At 59.3% G+C, this 18,122-nt stretch carries 20 protein-coding genes; 1 reads left to right on the top strand and 19 read right to left on the bottom strand.

Annotation, left to right across the window (positions count from 1 at the left end; translation table 11 throughout):
- Nucleotides 1–118: 118 nt before the first annotated feature.
- The 19 genes from der to trmJ all read right to left on the bottom strand — a co-directional run bounded on the left by der (nt 119) and on the right by trmJ (nt 17,035).
- A complete protein-coding gene (gene der, locus JQF37_RS23695; RefSeq protein ID WP_090316528.1) occupies nt 119–1,588 on the bottom strand; it encodes a ribosome biogenesis GTPase Der in 1,470 nt (489 codons plus the stop codon).
- A 255-nt stretch (nt 1,589–1,843) separates the two neighbouring features.
- Complete coding sequence (gene bamB, locus JQF37_RS23700) at nt 1,844–2,995, bottom strand: outer membrane protein assembly factor BamB (RefSeq protein ID WP_130207456.1); 1,152 nt, start codon at nt 2,993–2,995, stop codon at nt 1,844–1,846.
- Nucleotides 2,988–3,629, bottom strand: a complete 642-nt coding sequence (locus JQF37_RS23705) for a tetratricopeptide repeat protein (RefSeq protein WP_130207454.1) — start codon at nt 3,627–3,629, stop codon at nt 2,988–2,990. The genes bamB and JQF37_RS23705 overlap by 8 nt, the downstream gene beginning before the upstream one ends.
- 41 nt (nt 3,630–3,670) lie before the next feature.
- Nucleotides 3,671–4,960, bottom strand: coding sequence for a histidine--tRNA ligase (gene hisS / locus JQF37_RS23710; RefSeq protein WP_130207452.1), 1,290 nt, complete (start codon nt 4,958–4,960; stop codon nt 3,671–3,673).
- 38 nt (nt 4,961–4,998) lie between these two features.
- Complete coding sequence (ispG, locus tag JQF37_RS23715) at nt 4,999–6,108, bottom strand: flavodoxin-dependent (E)-4-hydroxy-3-methylbut-2-enyl-diphosphate synthase (RefSeq protein WP_020795607.1); 1,110 nt, start codon at nt 6,106–6,108, stop codon at nt 4,999–5,001.
- A gap of 3 nt (nt 6,109–6,111) precedes the next feature.
- Complete coding sequence (locus tag JQF37_RS23720; protein ID WP_130207450.1) at nt 6,112–7,143, bottom strand: RodZ family helix-turn-helix domain-containing protein; 1,032 nt, start codon at nt 7,141–7,143, stop codon at nt 6,112–6,114.
- Nucleotides 7,143–7,901 (bottom strand): type IV pilus biogenesis/stability protein PilW, encoded by a 759-nt coding sequence (gene pilW / locus JQF37_RS23725; RefSeq protein ID WP_130207448.1) that lies wholly within the window; start codon nt 7,899–7,901, stop codon nt 7,143–7,145. Before pilW ends, JQF37_RS23720 begins: the two co-directional genes overlap by 1 nt.
- Nucleotides 7,902–7,913: 12 nt before the next feature.
- Nucleotides 7,914–9,062: a 23S rRNA (adenine(2503)-C(2))-methyltransferase RlmN gene (gene rlmN / locus JQF37_RS23730; protein ID WP_047538092.1), complete on the bottom strand. Its 1,149-nt coding sequence runs from the start codon at nt 9,060–9,062 to the stop codon at nt 7,914–7,916.
- A gap of 28 nt (nt 9,063–9,090) precedes the next feature.
- Nucleotides 9,091–9,516, bottom strand: a complete 426-nt coding sequence (gene ndk / locus JQF37_RS23735; RefSeq protein ID WP_047538089.1) for a nucleoside-diphosphate kinase — start codon at nt 9,514–9,516, stop codon at nt 9,091–9,093.
- Nucleotides 9,517–9,608: 92 nt separating this feature from the next.
- A complete protein-coding gene (gene iscX / locus JQF37_RS23740; RefSeq protein ID WP_047538086.1) occupies nt 9,609–9,809 on the bottom strand; it encodes a Fe-S cluster assembly protein IscX in 201 nt (66 codons plus the stop codon).
- A gap of 14 nt (nt 9,810–9,823) precedes the next feature.
- Complete coding sequence (fdx, locus tag JQF37_RS23745) at nt 9,824–10,165, bottom strand: ISC system 2Fe-2S type ferredoxin (protein WP_130207446.1); 342 nt, start codon at nt 10,163–10,165, stop codon at nt 9,824–9,826.
- Nucleotides 10,166–10,167: 2 nt separating this feature from the next.
- Nucleotides 10,168–12,030 (bottom strand): Fe-S protein assembly chaperone HscA, encoded by a 1,863-nt coding sequence (gene hscA / locus JQF37_RS23750; protein ID WP_130207444.1) that lies wholly within the window; start codon nt 12,028–12,030, stop codon nt 10,168–10,170.
- 51 nt (nt 12,031–12,081) lie between these two features.
- Nucleotides 12,082–12,603: a co-chaperone HscB gene (gene hscB / locus JQF37_RS23755; protein WP_130207569.1), complete on the bottom strand. Its 522-nt coding sequence runs from the start codon at nt 12,601–12,603 to the stop codon at nt 12,082–12,084.
- Between the two features lie 8 nt (nt 12,604–12,611).
- Nucleotides 12,612–12,935 (bottom strand): iron-sulfur cluster assembly protein IscA, encoded by a 324-nt coding sequence (iscA, locus tag JQF37_RS23760; RefSeq protein WP_003227904.1) that lies wholly within the window; start codon nt 12,933–12,935, stop codon nt 12,612–12,614.
- A 34-nt stretch (nt 12,936–12,969) separates the two neighbouring features.
- The gene (iscU, locus tag JQF37_RS23765) at nt 12,970–13,356 is read right to left on the bottom strand and encodes a Fe-S cluster assembly scaffold IscU (RefSeq protein ID WP_028620148.1); all 387 of its coding nucleotides are present in this window, start codon (nt 13,354–13,356) and stop codon (nt 12,970–12,972) included.
- 188 nt (nt 13,357–13,544) lie between these two features.
- On the bottom strand, nt 13,545–14,759 hold the full coding sequence (locus JQF37_RS23770; RefSeq protein ID WP_130207442.1) for an IscS subfamily cysteine desulfurase: 1,215 nt from the start codon (nt 14,757–14,759) through the stop codon (nt 13,545–13,547).
- Between the two features lie 50 nt (nt 14,760–14,809).
- Nucleotides 14,810–15,301 (bottom strand): Fe-S cluster assembly transcriptional regulator IscR, encoded by a 492-nt coding sequence (iscR, locus tag JQF37_RS23775; RefSeq protein ID WP_003227911.1) that lies wholly within the window; start codon nt 15,299–15,301, stop codon nt 14,810–14,812.
- 184 nt (nt 15,302–15,485) lie between these two features.
- The gene (cysE, locus tag JQF37_RS23780; RefSeq protein WP_130207440.1) at nt 15,486–16,262 is read right to left on the bottom strand and encodes a serine O-acetyltransferase; all 777 of its coding nucleotides are present in this window, start codon (nt 16,260–16,262) and stop codon (nt 15,486–15,488) included.
- Nucleotides 16,263–16,264: 2 nt separating this feature from the next.
- Nucleotides 16,265–17,035 (bottom strand): tRNA (cytosine(32)/uridine(32)-2'-O)-methyltransferase TrmJ, encoded by a 771-nt coding sequence (gene trmJ, locus JQF37_RS23785; RefSeq protein ID WP_047538063.1) that lies wholly within the window; start codon nt 17,033–17,035, stop codon nt 16,265–16,267.
- 146 nt (nt 17,036–17,181) lie between these two features.
- Here trmJ and suhB point away from each other — a divergent pair, with 146 nt between their 5' ends.
- Entirely contained in the window at nt 17,182–18,000 is an 819-nt protein-coding gene (gene suhB / locus JQF37_RS23790; RefSeq protein WP_047538060.1) for an inositol-phosphate phosphatase, read from the top strand.
- The last annotated feature ends 122 nt before the right edge of the window (nt 18,001–18,122 follow it).

The following is an 18,122-nucleotide window of genomic DNA, read 5'->3' on the forward strand; positions in this document are numbered from 1 at the left end:
GTTTCAAGCGACAAGCCGCAAGCGGTCAAGCCTCAAACCATCAGGCACAAAAAAGGGCCCTTAACAGGCCCCTTTGTGGTTTTGACTTGAAGCTTGCAGCGCGTAACTCAGGGCTGCCTTAGCGCTTGTCGCGGCGCTTCTTGTCGGCCTTCTTGTGGTGCGACATCAAGCGACGCTTCTTGTTGACCTGACGGTCGGTAAGCGAGTTCTTGTTGCCTTCGTACGGGTTTTCGCCGCCCTTGAACTCGATGCGGATCGGCGTACCGACCAGCTTGAGCACACGACGGTAAGTGTTTTCCAGGTAACGGACGTAGGACTTCGGCACCTTTTCGATCTGGTTACCGTGAATCACGATGATCGGCGGGTTCGCGCCACCCAGGTGGGCATAACGCAGCTTGATCCGACGGTTGTTCACCATCGGTGGCGCATGCTCACCGACCGCGTCTTCCAGAATCTGGGTCAGGCGGTTGGTTGGCCAGCGGGTGACCGCAGACTTGAACGAGTTCTGTACCGACGCGTAGAGATTACCTACGCCAGTGCCGTGCAGCGCCGAGATGAAGTGGATGTCGGCGTAGTCAACGAAGAACAGTCGACGTTGCAACTCGACCTTCACGAAGTCGCGTTCGCTCGGGGTCATGCCGTCCCACTTGTTGATCGCGATGACCAGCGCACGACCCGACTCAATGGCGAAGCCCAGCAGGTTGAGGTCGTGATCGACCACGCCTTCGCGGGCGTCCATCACGAAGATCACCACGTTGGCATCTTTGATCGCTTGCAGGGTTTTGACCACGGAGAATTTTTCGACTTCTTCGTGGATCTTGCCGCGCTTGCGCACACCGGCGGTGTCGATCAGCGTGTACTTCTCGTCGTTGCGCTCGAACGGGATGTAGATACTGTCGCGAGTGGTGCCGGGTTGGTCATAGACGATAACCCGATCTTCACCGAGCATGCGGTTGACCAGGGTCGACTTGCCGACGTTCGGACGGCCGATGATCGCGATCTTGATCCCGTCTTTTTCGCTCGGACCAGGAATGCGCTTGGCTTCTTCGCCCTCGGCAACTTCCTCTTCCTCGCCTTCTTCCGGCTCTTCTTCGTCTTTCGGGAATTCGCTCAGGGCGATTTCCAGCATCTGGGTGATGCCACGGCCGTGAGCACCCGCGATTGGAATCGCATGGCCCATGCCCAACGGAGCGAATTCGGCGCGGGCCATATCAGGGTCGATGTTGTCGACCTTGTTGGCAACCACATAGGAACGCTTGTTACGTTTGCGCAAATGCTCGGCGATCATCTGGTCGGCGGCGGTGAAACCCGCCTTGGCATCTACCAGGAACAGCACAACATCAGCTTCTTCAATGGCCAGCAGCGACTGCTCGGCCATTTTTTCGTCCATACCATGCTCGTCACCGGAGATACCGCCGGTGTCGACCAGAATGTAGGAACGCCCTTGCCACTTGGCCTCACCGTATTGGCGATCACGGGTCAGACCGGACAAGTCGCCGACAATGGCGTCGCGAGTCCTGGTCAGGCGGTTGAACAAGGTGGACTTGCCGACGTTCGGTCGGCCCACCAGGGCGATTACGGGAACCATGCGGCTCTCCACTTCGTTATTTCAGAAAATACAAAAGCCGCTGCGAGGCAGCGGCTGGTGCTCGGGGCCACACTGTACGCTTGCCTGTGGGAGCGAGCCTGCTCCGGGCGGCGCACCGACGAAAAACGCCAGGGCACCGCGTTTATTCAGGACGCAAACGTCATCGTTGACGTCCATCGCGAGCAGGCTCGCTCCCACATTCATACCCACAAGTGAAGCAGCCTGGGGGGGTTAACCCCAAGCATAGTCAAACCTTTACTTAATGGTCAGGGCTTCCAGTTTGCCGCTGTTGCCATACACATAAATCGTGTCACCCACCACCAGCGGACGGGCACGCAGGCCGTCGCTGTCGATGCGCTCGCGGCCGACAAAACGACCATCCACCTGACTCAGCAGGTGCAGGTAACCTTCCAGGTCACCGACTGCAACGTAGCTGGAGAACACTTCCGGAGCCGACAGTTGACGGCGGGCCAGCGAATCGTTGCTCCACAAAGCTGTGGTGGAACGCTCGTCGACGCCTTCAACGGTGCCCGAAGACAGGCTCACGTAGACGCTGCCGAAACCCTGGGCGACACCGGCGTAGCTGGAAGCATCACGCTGCCACAGCTGGCGACCGCTTTGCAGGTCCAGTGCTGCAACGCGACCCTGGTAGCTCGCGACATAAACCGTCTCGCCAGACAACAGCAAGCCGCCGTCGATGTCGACCACGCGCTCCAGCTCCGAACGGCCTTGCGGGATCGCTACACGCTGCTCCCAAACCGGCACGCCGTTGGAAATGTCGAGAGCGACCACTTTACCGGTCGACAGACCCGCCACCGCGAGGCGGTTGGTCACGATCGGGGCACTGGTGCCTCGCAGGGTCAGTACCGCCGGGGTGCTGTCATACAACCAGCGCTGGCTGCCGGTTGTGGCATCCAGACCGATCAGACGGTCGTCCTGGGTCTGGACCACAACCACATCACCGTTGTTGGCGGGTGGTGCGAGGACTTCGCTGGACACGCGAGCGCGCCATTTCTCTTCGCCGTTGATGGCATCCAGGGCAACGATTTCACCCTTGAGCGTACCGATCGTCAGCAGACCGTAACCCACGCCAACAGCGCCGGAAACAGGCAGTTCGAGATCTTTCTTCCATTTGACGTCGCCGTTGTGGCGATCCATCGCAATCACCACACCAGTGACATCGGCGGCATAAATGGTATCGCCATCGATCGCCGGAACCAGCATGTTGTAGGTTTCGCCCTGACCGTCACCGATCGAACGGCTCCACTGCTTTTTCAGAACCACTTCTTCTTTGAAGTCGGTCAATTCGGCCGGTGGCAATTCTTTCTTGCTGTTGCTGCTGCAACCCGCGGCCAACAAGGCCAGAGCCAGCAATGCTGCATGTTTCCAACGGATCACGTCACGCATCCCCTTTGGCCAGGTCGTCCAGCTTGATTTGTAGGCCACCGACCGCCGCTTCATCCGACAGTGCCGCCTTGGCTTTTTGATACGCCGCGTACGCTTCATCGGTACGACCCAACTGCACCAGCAGGTCGCCCTTGAGTTCTTCACGAGTGGCCAGGAACGCTTTGTCGGCATCGCCTTCAAGCAATTTCAGGGCTTCATCGGTCTTGTTCTGCGCAGCCAACACCTGAGCCAGGCGCTGACGGGCGATTTCGCCCAGTGCCGGATTGGCCGGTTTGGCAACGATGGCTTTCAATTGGGTGGCTGCGTCATCCAGCTTGCCGCTGTCGACGGCGACTTTCGCCACGAACAGGCTGCCGTACTGCGCGTAAGCACTACCGCCGAATTCGCTGTTGAGCTTGGCAGCCAGGTCCGAGACGCGGGCCGCATCAGGCTTGCCGTCGGGCGTCAGCGTGGTTTCCAGCAATTGCTGATAGAGCATTGAGGCGCCTTGCGACTGATTGCTCTGATACTTGTGAAAGGCTTGCCAGCCGAACACGATGACCAGCGCCAACAGGCCACCAGTAACCAGGGGCTTGCCGTTGCGTGACCACCAGTCCTTCAAATCCGCCAGCTGTTCGTCTTCGGTACTCGACACCCCAATACTCCTTAATCGCTAAATCGGCTGTTTAGACAGCTTCAACCCTGCACGACGCAGGTGGCCAGGTGTGCAGCAAGCGCATCCCAGGCAATGCTTTGTTGTTCGCCCTGGCCACGCAGGGGTTTGAAACCTACCACTTGCTGGGCCATCTCGTCGTCACCGAGGATCAGTGCATACAGCGCACCGCTCTTGTCGGCTTTCTTGAACTGGCTTTTGAAGCTGCCGGCACCGGCATTCACTTGCAGGCGCAGGTTGGGCAACTGATCACGAACCCGCTCGCTCAACGCCAGGCCAGCCAGCTCGGCGGCTTCACCGAAGGCGCAGAGGTAGACGTCGACCTGACGGGAGATCTCTTCCGGAATCTGCTCCAGGGTTTCCAGCAACAGGACCAGACGCTCGATGCCCATTGCAAAGCCAACGCCCGCAGTCGGCTTGCCGCCCATCTGCTCGACCAGACCGTCGTAACGACCACCCGCACACACGGTGCCCTGGGCGCCGAGTTTGTCGGTGACCCATTCGAAAACGGTCTTGCTGTAGTAATCCAGCCCGCGAACCAGCTTCGGGTTGATCACGTAAGGAATGCCGGCGGCGTCCAGGCGAGCCTTCAGGCCCTCGAAGTGCACGCGGGACTCTTCGTCCAGGTAGTCGGCCATTTTCGGCGCATCGACCAGAATCGCTTGTGTCTCGGCGTTCTTGGTATCGAGCACGCGCAGCGGGTTGGTCTTGAGGCGACGCTGGCTGTCTTCGTCCAGCTTGTCCAGGTGAGCGGACAGGAACTCGACCAGTGCTTCGCGATAACGGCCACGGGACTCGCTGGTACCCAGGCTGTTGAGCTCGAGCTTGACCGCGTCACGGATGCCCAGCTCGCCCCACAGGCGCCAGGTGAGCACGATCAGTTCGGCATCGATGTCCGGACCATCGAGGTTGAACACCTCGACGCCAATCTGGTGGAACTGACGATAACGGCCTTTCTGCGGACGCTCGTGGCGGAACATCGGACCGATGTACCACAGCTTCTGCACCTGGCCACCACCGGTGATGCCGTGCTCGAGCACTGCACGTACACAGGCTGCCGTGCCTTCCGGACGCAGGGTCAGGGAGTCGCCGTTACGGTCGTCGAAGGTATACATCTCTTTTTCGACGATGTCGGTCACTTCACCGATGGAGCGTTTGAACAGCTCGGTGAACTCGACGATCGGCATGCGGATCTGCTTGTAGCCGTAGTTATCCAGCAGACGCGAAACGGTGCCCTCGAAGTGACGCCACAGAGGGGTCTGTTCGGGCAGGATGTCGTTCATGCCACGAATGGCTTGCAGAGACTTGCTCACATTAAATCCTTAAATTCCGTTCGGCTCTTGGGTCGGGCTCAGCCGCGCGCGATGACGGCAGCGTCAGCTTCGACCTTTTCGGCCGCTTTCTCGCGGATCAAGCGTTCGAGCTCATCCACGAGATTGTCATTCGTCAGTTTCTGCGACGGCTTGCCGTCGATGTAAATCAGGTTTGGCGTGCCGCCGGTCAAGCCGATATGGGCTTCCTTGGCTTCACCGGGCCCGTTGACCACGCAACCGATGACCGCGACATCCAGCGGCACCAGCAGGTCTTCAAGACGCCCTTCCAGCTCGTTCATGGTTTTGACCACATCGAAGTTCTGCCGCGAGCAGCTCGGGCAGGCGATGAAGTTGATGCCACGGGAACGCAAGTGCAGGGATTTGAGAATGTCGTAGCCGACTTTCACTTCCTCGACCGGATCAGCCGCCAACGAGATGCGAATAGTATCGCCAATCCCTTCGGCGAGCAGCATACCGAGGCCCACGGCAGATTTCACTGTGCCGGAACGCAAACCACCCGCTTCGGTGATCCCCAGGTGCAACGGCTGGACGATTTCCTTGGCCAACAGGCGGTAGGCTTCGACGGCCATGAACACGTCGGACGCTTTCACGCTGACCTTGAAGTCCTGGAAATTCAGGCGTTCGAGGTGTTCAACGTGGCGCAAGGCAGACTCAACCAGCGCTGCGGGCGTTGGCTCGCCGTATTTTTTCTGCAGGTCTTTTTCCAGGGAACCGGCGTTTACGCCGATGCGAATCGGAATTCCGCGATCACGGGCGGCGTCGACCACGGCACGCACGCGATCTTCGCGACCGATGTTGCCCGGGTTGATCCGCAGGCAGTCAACGCCCAGCTCGGCGACACGCAGCGCGATCCGGTAGTCGAAATGGATATCGGCAACCAACGGCACCTTGACCAGTTGCTTGATTTTGCCGAAGGCCTCGGCAGCGTCCATGTCCGGTACCGACACCCGCACGATGTCGACACCGGCTGCTTCCAGACGATTGATCTGTGCAACGGTGGCCGCGACGTCATTGGTGTCGCTGTTGGTCATGCTCTGCACAGCGATTGGCGCATCACCGCCAACCGGTACGTTGCCGACCCAGATCTTGCGCGATTCGCGACGTTTGATTGGAGATTCGCCGTGCATGACTTATTGACCCAACTTCAGGCGAGCAGTCTCGCCACTGGTGAATGGAGCAACATCAACTGGCTGGCCGTTGTAGCTCACCTGAGCGCCACGGGCGAAGCCCAGGCGTACGGAAAACGGCGGTTTGCCGCTGACGGAAACGCTATCGCCTTTACGCTTGAGGCCGCTCAACAACACCTTGCCGGTGCCATCGCTCACTTGCGTCCAGCAATCGGCCGTGAATTGCAGTTGAACCTGGCCCTGGCCGGCGACCGGGGCAGCCGCTGGAGCTGCCGGCGCCGGGGTGCTTGGGACGCTCGGCGCGGTCACGGTCGGGGCTGGTACGGCGGGAACTGCCGGCGCCGGGGTCGCAGGAGTGGCAACAACCGGAGCCGTACCGTGCGCAGGTGCAACTGGCGCAGGTGTGGCCGGTGGTACCGCTGGTGCGGTCGCTTGAGCCTCGGTCGGTGCTGGCGCCGACGTATCGGCCTGCGGCAACGCAAGAGCGGTTGCGCCTTCAGCCTGACCTTGCGCGACGGCCTGGTCTTCCGGCTCGTCCAGTGGATGAATCTGGGTGGTGCCATCAGCGCCTTCGACTTCCACGTGCTCCGGGCTCAGGCTGACCAGATCCTTGGTGCGCATCGAGGTCTGATCCTGCCACCAGACAAAACCACCGCCAATCACTGCGATCAGCAACAGCAGACTGACAATTCGCAAGATGGTGTGGGAAACCCGGACCGGCTCTTCGATGCGGCCCAGGCTATGAACGTTACTGCCCTGGGAGTCGGTGCCGGTGGATTGGTCGAACTGCTGGACCAGAACGGCCTGATCCATGCCCAGCAACTTGGCATAGGCGCGAATATAGCCGCGAGCAAAGGTATGCCCTGGCAGCTTGTCGAAAGCGCCGGCTTCCAGATTACTCAGGGAATTGACGGTGAGGTTGAGTTTGAGGGCCACTTCGGCCAGCGACCAGCCATTGCTTTCGCGGGCCTGGCGCAGGGTCTCACCGGGATTAACGCGATTCGCTGCTACAACTTCGGGATGCGCCGCTTTCATCATTGCTCCGACAGGTATTGCTGATATTCCGGTGTACCGGGATAGAGTCGTTTTAGTTGCAGGCCCGCACTGGCGGCCTTGTCGCGATCTTCAAACACTTTTGCCAGTCGAACGCCGAGCAATAGACTACGTGCATTTTGCTCGGTGAGCAGGCTAAAACGGTCGTAATAGTCACGCGCGGGCACATAATGCCTGTCTTCGTAAGACAACTCAGCCATTTCCAGCAATGCACGAGGCTGCTGGTGGTTCAAGCGCAGGGCTTTCTCCAGTTGCTGCAGGGCCAAATCACGCTGACCGAGCATCGAAGCCGTCATGCCAAGGTTCTCGAACACACGCGAACGCTCAGGATACAGCGTATCGGCGGCAGCCTGCTCAAAGCGCTCATAGGCATCCTTGTAGCGCTTCTGCTCGAAAAGAAAACTGCCGTAGTTATTGAGGATTCGCGCATCGGCGGGGCGGGATGACAGCGCCTTGCGAAAATGCTGATCGGCCAGTTCCGGTTCCATTTCAGCCTGGAATACCAGGCCCAGCGCCGCGTTGGCATCCGGGTCCGCGTCATCCAGCTCCAGCGCTTTCTTCAGCGGTATTTTCGCTCGCTCGGTCATGCCCTGCTGCAAATAGCCGATCCCGAGCTGCACATAGGCCTCACGCGCTTCATCACGGCCCTTGCTGGTCTTCATGGGATTGTAATCGCCCGAAAGAACACAGCCAGCACACAGGCTGGCCAACAGCAAAAGCAGCGCAAAGCGCAGGGACATAGAGATCCTCTCTTAGTTGTTGTTCGCGGCGTTCTGCGCCATATCGTTGTCGGCGCTCAACTCGCGCACGGCGATATAACGTTCGCTGCGACGGGTGCGATCCAGCACCTGCCCTACCAATTGACCACAGGCCGCGTCGATGTCTTCACCACGGGTGGTGCGGACAGTGACGTTGAAACCGGCGTGATGAAGCTGATCCTGGAACCGGCGAATGGCGTTGTTGCTCGGCCGCTCGTACCCGGAATGCGGGAACGGGTTGAACGGAATCAGGTTGATCTTGCACGGAATGTTCTTCAGCAACTCGATCATCTCGACCGCATGCTCGACCTTGTCGTTAACGTCCTTGAGCAAGGTGTACTCGATGGTCAGCACGCGCTTTTCGCCCAGGGACGACATGTAGCGCTGGCACGACTCGAGCAGCATCTTAAGCGGATACTTCTTGTTGATCGGCACCAATTGGTTACGCAATGCGTCATTCGGTGCATGCAGCGACAACGCCAGGGAGACGTCGATGTGCTTGGACAGCTCATCGATCATCGGCACCACGCCCGAAGTGGACAGGGTCACGCGGCGCTTGGAAATGCCATAGCCCAGGTCATCCATCATCAGGTGCATGGCGGCAATGACGTTGTCGAAGTTCAGCAGCGGCTCACCCATGCCCATCATCACCACGTTGGTGATGGCACGGTCGACGGTCGCCGGGACGCTGCCAAAGGATTTGTTGGCAATCCACACCTGGCCGATCACTTCGGCGGCGGTGAGGTTGCTGTTGAAGCCTTGCTTGCCGGTGGAGCAGAAACTGCAATCCAGGGCACAGCCTGCCTGGGACGAAACGCACAAAGTGCCGCGCTTGCCCTGGGGAATGTACACGGTCTCGACGCAGCTGCCGGACGCCACGCGCACGACCCACTTACGGGTACCGTCGCTGGAGATGTCCTCGCTGACCACTTCCGGACCGCGAACCTCGGCAACAGCCTTGAGCTTCTCGCGCAGGGCCTTGCTGACATTCGTCATGGCGTCGAAATCATCGACGCCAAAGTGGTGAATCCATTTCATTACCTGACCGGCACGGAAACGCTTCTCCCCGATTGAGTCGAAGAATTTTTCCATTTCCTGTTGAGTCAGACCCAGCAGGTTGGTTTTAACAGTCGATGTAGTCATGGATTCACCTTCACTCTTAAGCCAATGCTTAGCGAGTGGTTACTTCAGTAGCTGCGAAGAAGTATGCGATTTCGCGAGCAGCAGCGGCTTCGGAGTCCGAACCGTGTACAGCGTTGGCGTCGATGGATTCAGCGAAGTCAGCACGGATGGTGCCGGCAGCAGCTTCTTTAGGGTTGGTAGCGCCCATCAGCTCACGGTTGCGAGCGATAGCGTTTTCACCTTCCAGAACCTGAACAACAACCGGACCGGAGGTCATGAAAGCAACCAGGTCACCGAAGAAACCGCGCTCGCTGTGCTCAGCGTAGAAGCCTTCAGCTTCGGCTTTCGACAGTTGCTTCATTTTCGAAGCTACAACGCGCAGGCCGGCTTCTTCAAAACGGGAAACGATCTTGCCGATCACGTTTTTAGCAACGGCGTCAGGCTTGATGATGGAGAAAGTACGTTGAACAGCCATGGTGTAACTCCAGAAACGGTAATTTGCGAAAAATTAAACCCGCGAATTATACGCGGGTTCTTGGGTATTGCCTAACTGCGTACGGCGCAGACTTAATCTGCTTCTTCGATCCAGGCGGCCTGAATGGCTTCAAGCACCTTCTCGCCACCGCGGGTCGGATCATCACTGAACTCCGGCAATGCCAGCACCCATTTGTGCAGATCGACGAAGTTCACGTAACGCGGGTCCACTTCCGGCCTGGATTCAGCCAGCTGGATCGCGATTTCCAGCACATCAACCCATTTCAGACTCATTTCACTTCCTTGAATCAGTGCGGCGCTTCGGCCGCATGGTTGAGCGAGTATTTCGGAATTTCGATGGTCAGGTCTTCAGTCCCGACTCGTGCCTGACAGGCCAGGCGTGATTGAGCTTCCAGCCCCCAAGCCTTGTCAAGGTAGTCCTCTTCCAGCTCATCCGCCTCTTCCAGCGAGTCGAAGCCTTCACGAATCAGGCAGTGACAAGTGGTGCAGGCGCAGACGCCACCACAGGCGCTTTCCATCTCGATATGGTGCTCATGGGCCAGTTCGAGGATGGAAATACCCGGCTCAGCCTCCACAACCATACCGTCCGGGCAAAACTTTTCGTGTGGCAGAAAAATGACCTGCGGCATCGTTATCCCTCAATCTCATTCAGGTTGCGCCCCGCCAGCGCGGCTTTCACCGTCGAGTCCAGGCGGCGGGCAGCAAAGGCATCGGTGACTTGCGACAGACGCTTGGTCTGCTGCTCGATGGCGTAACCATCGGTCCCTTTCATCAGTTCGGTCAATTCGAGCACCTGCGCTTCGATGACCATGCGCTCTTCGGCATCGAGCAAGCGGTCGCCGTCGGCCTCCAAGGCAGCCTGCACCGCCTCGATCAGGCGCTGGGCATCGACCTGCTGCTCACGCAGTACGCGGGCAACCTTGTCGTCATTGGCGTGCTGGAACGAATCCTTGAGCATCTTGGCGATTTCGCCATCGGTCAGACCGTAGGACGGCTTGACCTGAATGCTGGCCTCGACGCCCGAACCCAGTTCGCGCGCGGAAACACTCAGCAGACCGTCGGCATCAACCTGGAACGTCACGCGAATTTTCGCCGCACCGGCCACCATCGCCGGGATACCGCGCAATTCGAAACGCGCCAGGGAACGGCAGTCGCTGATCAGCTCGCGCTCACCCTGCAGCACATGGATCGCCATGGCCGACTGGCCATCCTTGTATGTCGTGAAGTCCTGGGCGCGGGCGACAGGGATGGTGGTGTTCCGAGGAATCACCTTCTCCATCAAGCCGCCCATGGTCTCCAGCCCCAGAGACAACGGAATCACGTCCAGCAGCAGCAATTCGCCACCGTCGCGCTTGTTGCCGGCCAATGTATCAGCCTGGATCGCAGCCCCGATGGCCACCACTTGATCCGGATCGATTTCAGTCAATGGCTGACGACCGAAGGCCTCGGCGACCGCTTCACGAACACGAGGCACACGAGTCGAACCACCGACCATGACCACCGCGTGCACTTCTTCCAGCTCGACGCCGGAATCGCGAACGGCGCGACGGCAGGCCTTCAGGCTGCGGGCGACCATTGGTTCGATCAGCGCATTGAACGCTTCACGGGTCAGCTCGGCTTTCCAGTCGCCATAGGCAACCTCAACGGACGAAGCATGAGTCAGCGCCTCTTTTGCGGCGCAAGCCGTTTGCAGCAAGTTACGTTGCGCGCCCGGATCAAGGTCGGCAGACAAGCCGGCATTCTCGATGATCCAGCCAGCGATCGCATGATCGAAGTCATCACCGCCCAGAGCGCTATCGCCGCCAGTCGCCAGAACCTCGAACACACCGCCGGTCAGACGCAGAATCGAAATATCGAATGTGCCGCCGCCCAGGTCATAAATAGCAACCAGGCCTTCAGCATGCTGATCCAGACCGTAAGCGACCGCCGCAGCCGTCGGCTCATTGAGCAAACGCAGCACGTTCAGACCGGCCAGTTTGGCCGCATCCTTGGTGGCTTGGCGCTGAGCGTCGTCGAAATAGGCCGGAACGGTGATCACCGCGCCCACCAGTTCGCCGCCCAGGGTCGCCTCGGCACGCTGGCGCAGGACCTTGAGGATATCGGCGGAGACTTCAACCGGACTTTTCGGGCCCTGGATTGTGTCGATGAACGGCATGTGCGACTCGCCGCCGACGAAGCGGTACGGCAGTTGGTCGCCCAGTTGCTTGACGTCGGACAGACCACGACCCATCAAGCGCTTGACCGACAGCACAGTGTTCAAAGGATCGGTAGCGGCAGCCAGTTTGGCGGATTCGCCAACTTCGACGCGATCGGCGTGATAGCGCACGGCGGAAGGCAGGATAACCCGCCCCTCTGCGTCAGCCAAAGGCTCGGAAAGACCACTGCGCAACGCAGCGACCAGCGAATTGGTAGTGCCCAAGTCGATCCCCACAGCCAGACGACGCTGGTGCGGTTGAGGACTTTGGCCGGGTTCGGCGATCTGCAGTAGGGCCATCGTAATCAGGACTTATCTGTATATCAGGCGTGCGACCGGAGCGGCACTGGGTTAATCGTCGAGGCGCTCTTCTAGCTGGCGCACTTCGTAGGTGAGCTTGTCGAGGAACTGCATGCGCCGCATCAGGCGTTCGGCCTTTTCACGTTGCACGGCATCGTTCCAGCAAGCTGCGAAGCTTTGGTTCAGCTCATCCTGGGCAGCCTTCAGGCGGCGCTTGAAGGCGGCAACGCCATTCAGGTCTGCACTGTCCTGCAGGTCTTCGAGCTCTTCACGCAGCTCCATTTGCTGCAGAAGAAACTCCGGATCATGCACCGTGACCTCCAGCGGCAGCTCGCCACCATTCAAGGCGAGCAAGTATCGCGCGCGCTTGGGTGGACTCTTGAGCGTCTGGTAGGCCTCGTTGAGGCTCGCGGATTGCTCTAGCGCCAGCCGCTGCTCGCGCTCGGTAGCGTCAGCAAAGCGGTCCGGATGAACGCCGCGCGCCAACTCACGGTAGCGCGTAGCCAGCTGATCGAGATCCAGATTGAAACTCGGTTGCAGCTCAAATAATGCGAAATGACAAGGAGTACCCACGAGCCGCCTCAGATGTTGAAGCTTTCGCCGCAGCCACATTCACCGCGCACGTTGGGATTGTTGAACTTGAAGCCTTCGTTCAACCCTTCCTTGACGAAATCGAGCTCGGTGCCGTCCAGGTAGGCCAGGCTTTTCGGGTCGATGATCACTTTCTCGCCGTGACTCTCGAACACCTGATCCTCCGCCACCACCTCGTCGACAAACTCCAGCACGTAGGCAAGGCCGGAACAGCCTGTAGTGCGAACACCCAGACGAATCCCCTCACCTTTGCCGCGCCCGTCGAGGGAGCGTCGCACGTGTCGAGCAGCCGCTTCTGTCATGCTGATAGCCATCGGTGACTCCTTACTCGTCGCCAAATCTTGAAAGTCAGATCAAGCCTTTCTTCTGCTTGTAGTCGCGAACGGCCGCCTTGATGGCGTCTTCAGCGAGCACGGAGCAGTGAATTTTCACTGGCGGCAAGGCCAGTTCTTCAGCCAGCTGAGTGTTCTTGATGGTTTCCGCTTCGTCCAGGGTCTTGCCCTTCATCCACTCAGTGGCGAGGGAGCTGGAAGCGATTGCCGAACCGCAACCGTAGGTCTTGAACTTGGCATCTTCGATGATGCCGGCTTCGTTGACCTTGATCTGCAGGCGCATCACGTCGCCGCACGCCGGCGCGCCGACCATGCCGGTGCCGACATCAGGATCTTCCGCGTCCATCTTGCCGACGTTGCGCGGGTTTTCGTAGTGGTCGATGACCTTTTCGCTGTAAGCCATGATTCAATCCTCACTCATCAGAGAGTCGCTCTTCAGACCCTGTAAAAACTGCTGCGCTCGGTAATCCTGCGTCAAAAACAGGCTCGGACTGCTCATTTACAACCAGTAAACTCCGCGTCCTCGCCTGTTTTTTCCTTGTCTTCCCTTCGCTCGCTACGTTTTTACAGCGTCTGCTAACGGCGATTTAATTAGTGTGCCGCCCACTCGATTTTCGAAATGTCGACACCGTCTTTGTACATGTCCCACAGCGGCGACAGAGCGCGCAGCTTGGTAACGGCCTCGCAGACTTTCTGCGCGGCGTAATCGATTTCTTCTTCGGTGGTGAAACGGCCGAAGGTGAAACGGATCGAACTGTGAGCCAGCTCGTCGTTGCGGCCCAGGGCGCGCAGCACGTACGAAGGCTCAAGCGATGCCGAGGTGCAAGCCGAACCGGACGAAACCGCCAGATCCTTGAGCGCCATGATCAGCGACTCGCCTTCAACATAGTTGAAGCTCAGGTTCAGGTTGTGCGGAACGCGGGCGGTCAGGCTGCCGTTGACGTACAGCTCTTCCAGGTGCTCGACCTGCTTGAAGAAACGGTCGCTCAGGGCCTTGATGCGCACGTTCTCGGCAGCCATGTCTTCCTTGGCCACACGGAAGGCTTCGCCCATGCCGACGATCTGGTGGGTCGCCAGGGTACCCGAACGCATGCCGCGCTCGTGACCGCCGCCGTGCATGGTCGCTTCGATGCGAACACGCGGCTTGCGGCTCACATACAGGGCGCCGATGCCTTTAGGGCCGTAGGTTTTGTGCGCGGAGAACGACATCAGGTCGACTTTCAGCTTCTGCAGGTCGATCTCGACCTTGCCGGTGGACTGAGCAGCGTCGACGTGGAACAGGATGCCCTTGGAACGGGTCAGCTCGCCGATGGCGGCGATGTCGTTGATGGTGCCGATTTCGTTGTTCACGTGCATGACCGAAACCAGGATGGTGTCGTCGCGCAGCTCGGCTTCGATCATCTCCGGCGTGATCAGGCCGTCGGTGCGAGGCTCGATGTAGGTGACTTCGAAGCCTTCACGCTCCAGTTGGCGCATGGTGTCGAGGACAGCCTTGTGCTCAATCTTGGTGGTGATCAGGTGTTTGCCTTTGGTGGCGTAGAAATGCGCCGCACCCTTGATTGCCAGGTTGTCGGATTCGGTGGCACCGGAAGTCCAGACGATTTCGCGCGGGTCGGCGTTGACCAGGTCGGCCACCTGACGACGAGCGTTTTCGACGGCCTCTTCAGCTTTCCAGCCAAACACGTGGGAACGGGACGCCGGGTTACCGAAGTTCCCGTCGACCAGCAGGCATTCACTCATTTTTTGCGCGACACGCGGATCAACCGGGGTAGTCGCAGAGTAATCAAGGTAAATCGGCAATTTCATGGACTATCTCCTAAATCAGGCTGGCTGGCGCGCCGTTGGCTCTCTGGCTGTCATTCGACGGCGGACGCTTCAATCTTGTCCAGGCGTGGCGCCTTGCTGTTGCAACGGCGTTGATCCTGGCGCTGGGCTACTTCTTGTACCTCACGGCGAGTCACAAGGTCAGCCAAGCTGATACCGCTCAGAAATTCGTGAATCTGCAAGCTCAGGTCGCACCACAAGTGGTGAGTCAGACAGGTATCGCCCGAATGGCAATCACCCTGCCCTTGGCATTTGGTGGCGTCGACCGATTCGTTTACCGCATCGATCACCTGGGCGACCTGAATGCCCTGCATGTCGCGCGACAGCTGGTAGCCGCCGCCAGGACCACGGACGCTGGACACCAGATTGCTGCGGCGCAATTTGGCAAAAAGCTGTTCGAGGTAGGACAGGGAGATGCCTTGGCGCTCAGAGATATCGGCCAGGGACACGGGCCCGTGCTGCGCGTGCAACGCCAGGTCAAGCATGGCGGTCACGGCGTATCGGCCTTTTGTAGTCAGTCGCATGGACAATTACCACGGAGTTCGGAATGGGGCGAGTATGCAATTCCTGAGTATTTAAGTCAACTATAAGACCTAGTACTTTAGTCAGGTTTACCCGCAAAAGAGCGCGCGCATCATAGCAGGGTCTGCGACCCAATGGCACACCGCTTAGCGCTGTGCCACTGCCTATTTGCGACCCGCAGCGGAATCAGCTGGCCTGACTCTGGTTCTTGTCCTTCACGCAGGCGAAATCTTCTTCGCGCAGCTCGGGCAAGTCCTTGGCACAGTAATTACTGCCCAGATCCTTCAGCGCCCCGCACATCCCCTCCAGACGCCCATCCACCGCCTGCAGGTGATCAAGCAACTGGTTGATGGCACGCGCCACCGGGTCCGGCATGTCCTCGCTGACACCGTAGGCATCGAAACCGATTTTCTCGGCCATCGCCTTGCGCCTGGCGTCCTGCTCTTCGTCGGACTTGACGATGATCCGCCCCGGAATCCCGACCACGGTCGCACCGGCCGGTACAGCCTTGGTGACCACGGCGTTGGAGCCGACCTTGGCCCCCGCACCCACGGTGAACGGGCCAAGCACCTTGGCACCGGCGCCCACCACCACCCCATCCTCGAGAGTCGGGTGCCGCTTGCCTTTGTTCCAGCTGGTGCCGCCGAGGGTCACACCTTGATAGATCGTGACGTCATCGCCGATTTCAGCCGTTTCACCGATGACAATGCCCATGCCATGGTCGATAAAGAAGCGACGACCGACCTTGGCGCCCGGATGAATCTCGATCCCGGTCAACCAGCGACCGAAGTTCGACACCAGGCGCGCCAGCCATTTCAGGTCCGCGCGCCACAACATCGAAGACAGGCGATGGATCCAGATAGCGTGCATGCCCGGGTAGCAGGTCAGGACTTCAAAAGCGTTACGCGCTGCCGGATCACGATGGAAAACACTCTGGATATCTTCACGCAAACGCTCGAACATCATTAATCCTTCCGTTTCAGAAGCTCGCCACGGGCCGCTTTTTGGGTTTCCGTGAGGATGCCACGCAAAATATTCATTTCCGCCCGGCTGACCGAGCTGCGTCCGTATAACCGGCGCAGGCGCGCCATCAAGTGCCGTGGCTTTTCCGGATCCAGGAACTCAATGGCCACCAGGGTTTGCTCCAGGTGCTCATAGAATCGCTCCAGCTCATCCATGGTCGCCAGCTCAGCGCTTTTGACCGATGCCACCTCTTCCTTCTCGACCTTGGTCGGCTGACCTTGAGCGGCCAGCCAGGCCATGCGCACTTCATAACTCAACACCTGCACCGCCGCCCCAAGGTTCAGCGAGCTGAACTCAGGGTCTGAGGGGATGTGCACGTGATAATGACATCGCTGCAGCTCTTCATTGGTCAGGCCGGAATCTTCACGACCGAACACCAGGGCGATCTCGGCGCCTTGCGCGGCCTCCTCAACCACTTTCGAACCGCATTCGCGAGGATCGAGCAGCGGCCAGGGAATACGACGATCACGAGCACTGGTGCCCAGCACCAGATTGCAGCCGACCAAGGCATCTTCCAAAGTGGCGACGACTTGCGCTTTTTCAAGGATGTCACCGGCACCGGATGCACGGGCATCGGCTTCGTGATGCGGGAACAACCGCGGTTCAACCAGCACCAGCCGCGACAGGCCCATGTTTTTCATGGCACGCGCAGCCCCGCCGATATTGCCCGGATGGCTGGTATTGACCAGCACGACACGAATGTTTTGCAGCAAGGGAGGCGCTCTCGAACACTGGATTAAGGAGCGGAATCTTACAGCTCATCCTACCGTTAAGCCACGAAAGCGAACGTTGACCTTCACCTGTAGAAACTTTCTGATAGAATGCCCGGCTTTCTTTAACAACCTTAGGTGACACATCCATGCAGCCCATGCTGAATATCGCGCTGCGCGCCGCCCGCAGCGCCAGTGAATTGATCTTCCGCTCCATCGAGCGCCTGGATACCATCAAGGTCGACGAAAAAGACGCCAAGGATTACGTATCCGAGGTGGACCGCGCCGCCGAACAGAAAATCATCGATGCACTGCGCAAGGCCTACCCGAATCACTCGATCAGGGGTGAAGAAACCGGCCTGCACGCCGGCACCGGCATCGAAGGCGAAGAGTACCTGTGGATCATCGATCCGCTGGACGGCACCACCAACTTCCTGCGCGGCATTCCTCACTTCGCTGTCAGCATCGCCTGCAAATACCGTGGTCGCCTGGAACACGCCGTTGTTCTGGACCCGGTTCGCCAGGAAGAATTCACCGCCAGCCGTGGTCGCGGCGCTCAACTGAACGGTCGTCGCCTGCGCGTCAGCGGCCGCACCAGCCTGGAAGGCGCCCTGCTGGGTACCGGCTTCCCGTTCCGTGACGATCAAATGGACAACCTCGACAACTACCTGGGCATGTTCCGCGCCCTGGTGGGCCAGACCGCCGGCATCCGCCGCGCCGGTTCGGCGAGCCTTGACCTGGCCTACGTGGCAGCCGGCCGTTTCGACGCGTTCTGGGAGTCGGGCCTGTCCGAGTGGGACATGGCCGCAGGCGCCCTGCTGATTCAGGAAGCCGGCGGCCTGGTGAGCGACTTCACCGGCGGTCACGATTTCCTTGAAAAAGGCCACATCGTTGCGGGCAACACCAAATGCTTCAAGGCAGTCCTGACGGCCATCCAGCCGCACCTGCCAGCCTCGCTGAAGCGCTAAGCTTCCCGCGACAAAAGAAGCACCCTTCGGGGTGCTTTTTTTATGCTTGGAACTCCCCCCTTTGTTAGGAGCGAGCCTGCTCGCGAAGAACTCAAAGACGCCGCGTTAATCCTGAATACCCG

The sequence above is a fragment of the Pseudomonas sp. MIL9 genome (genome assembly GCF_016887925.1).
Taxonomy (GTDB): Bacteria; Pseudomonadota; Gammaproteobacteria; order Pseudomonadales; family Pseudomonadaceae; genus Aquipseudomonas; species Aquipseudomonas mohnii.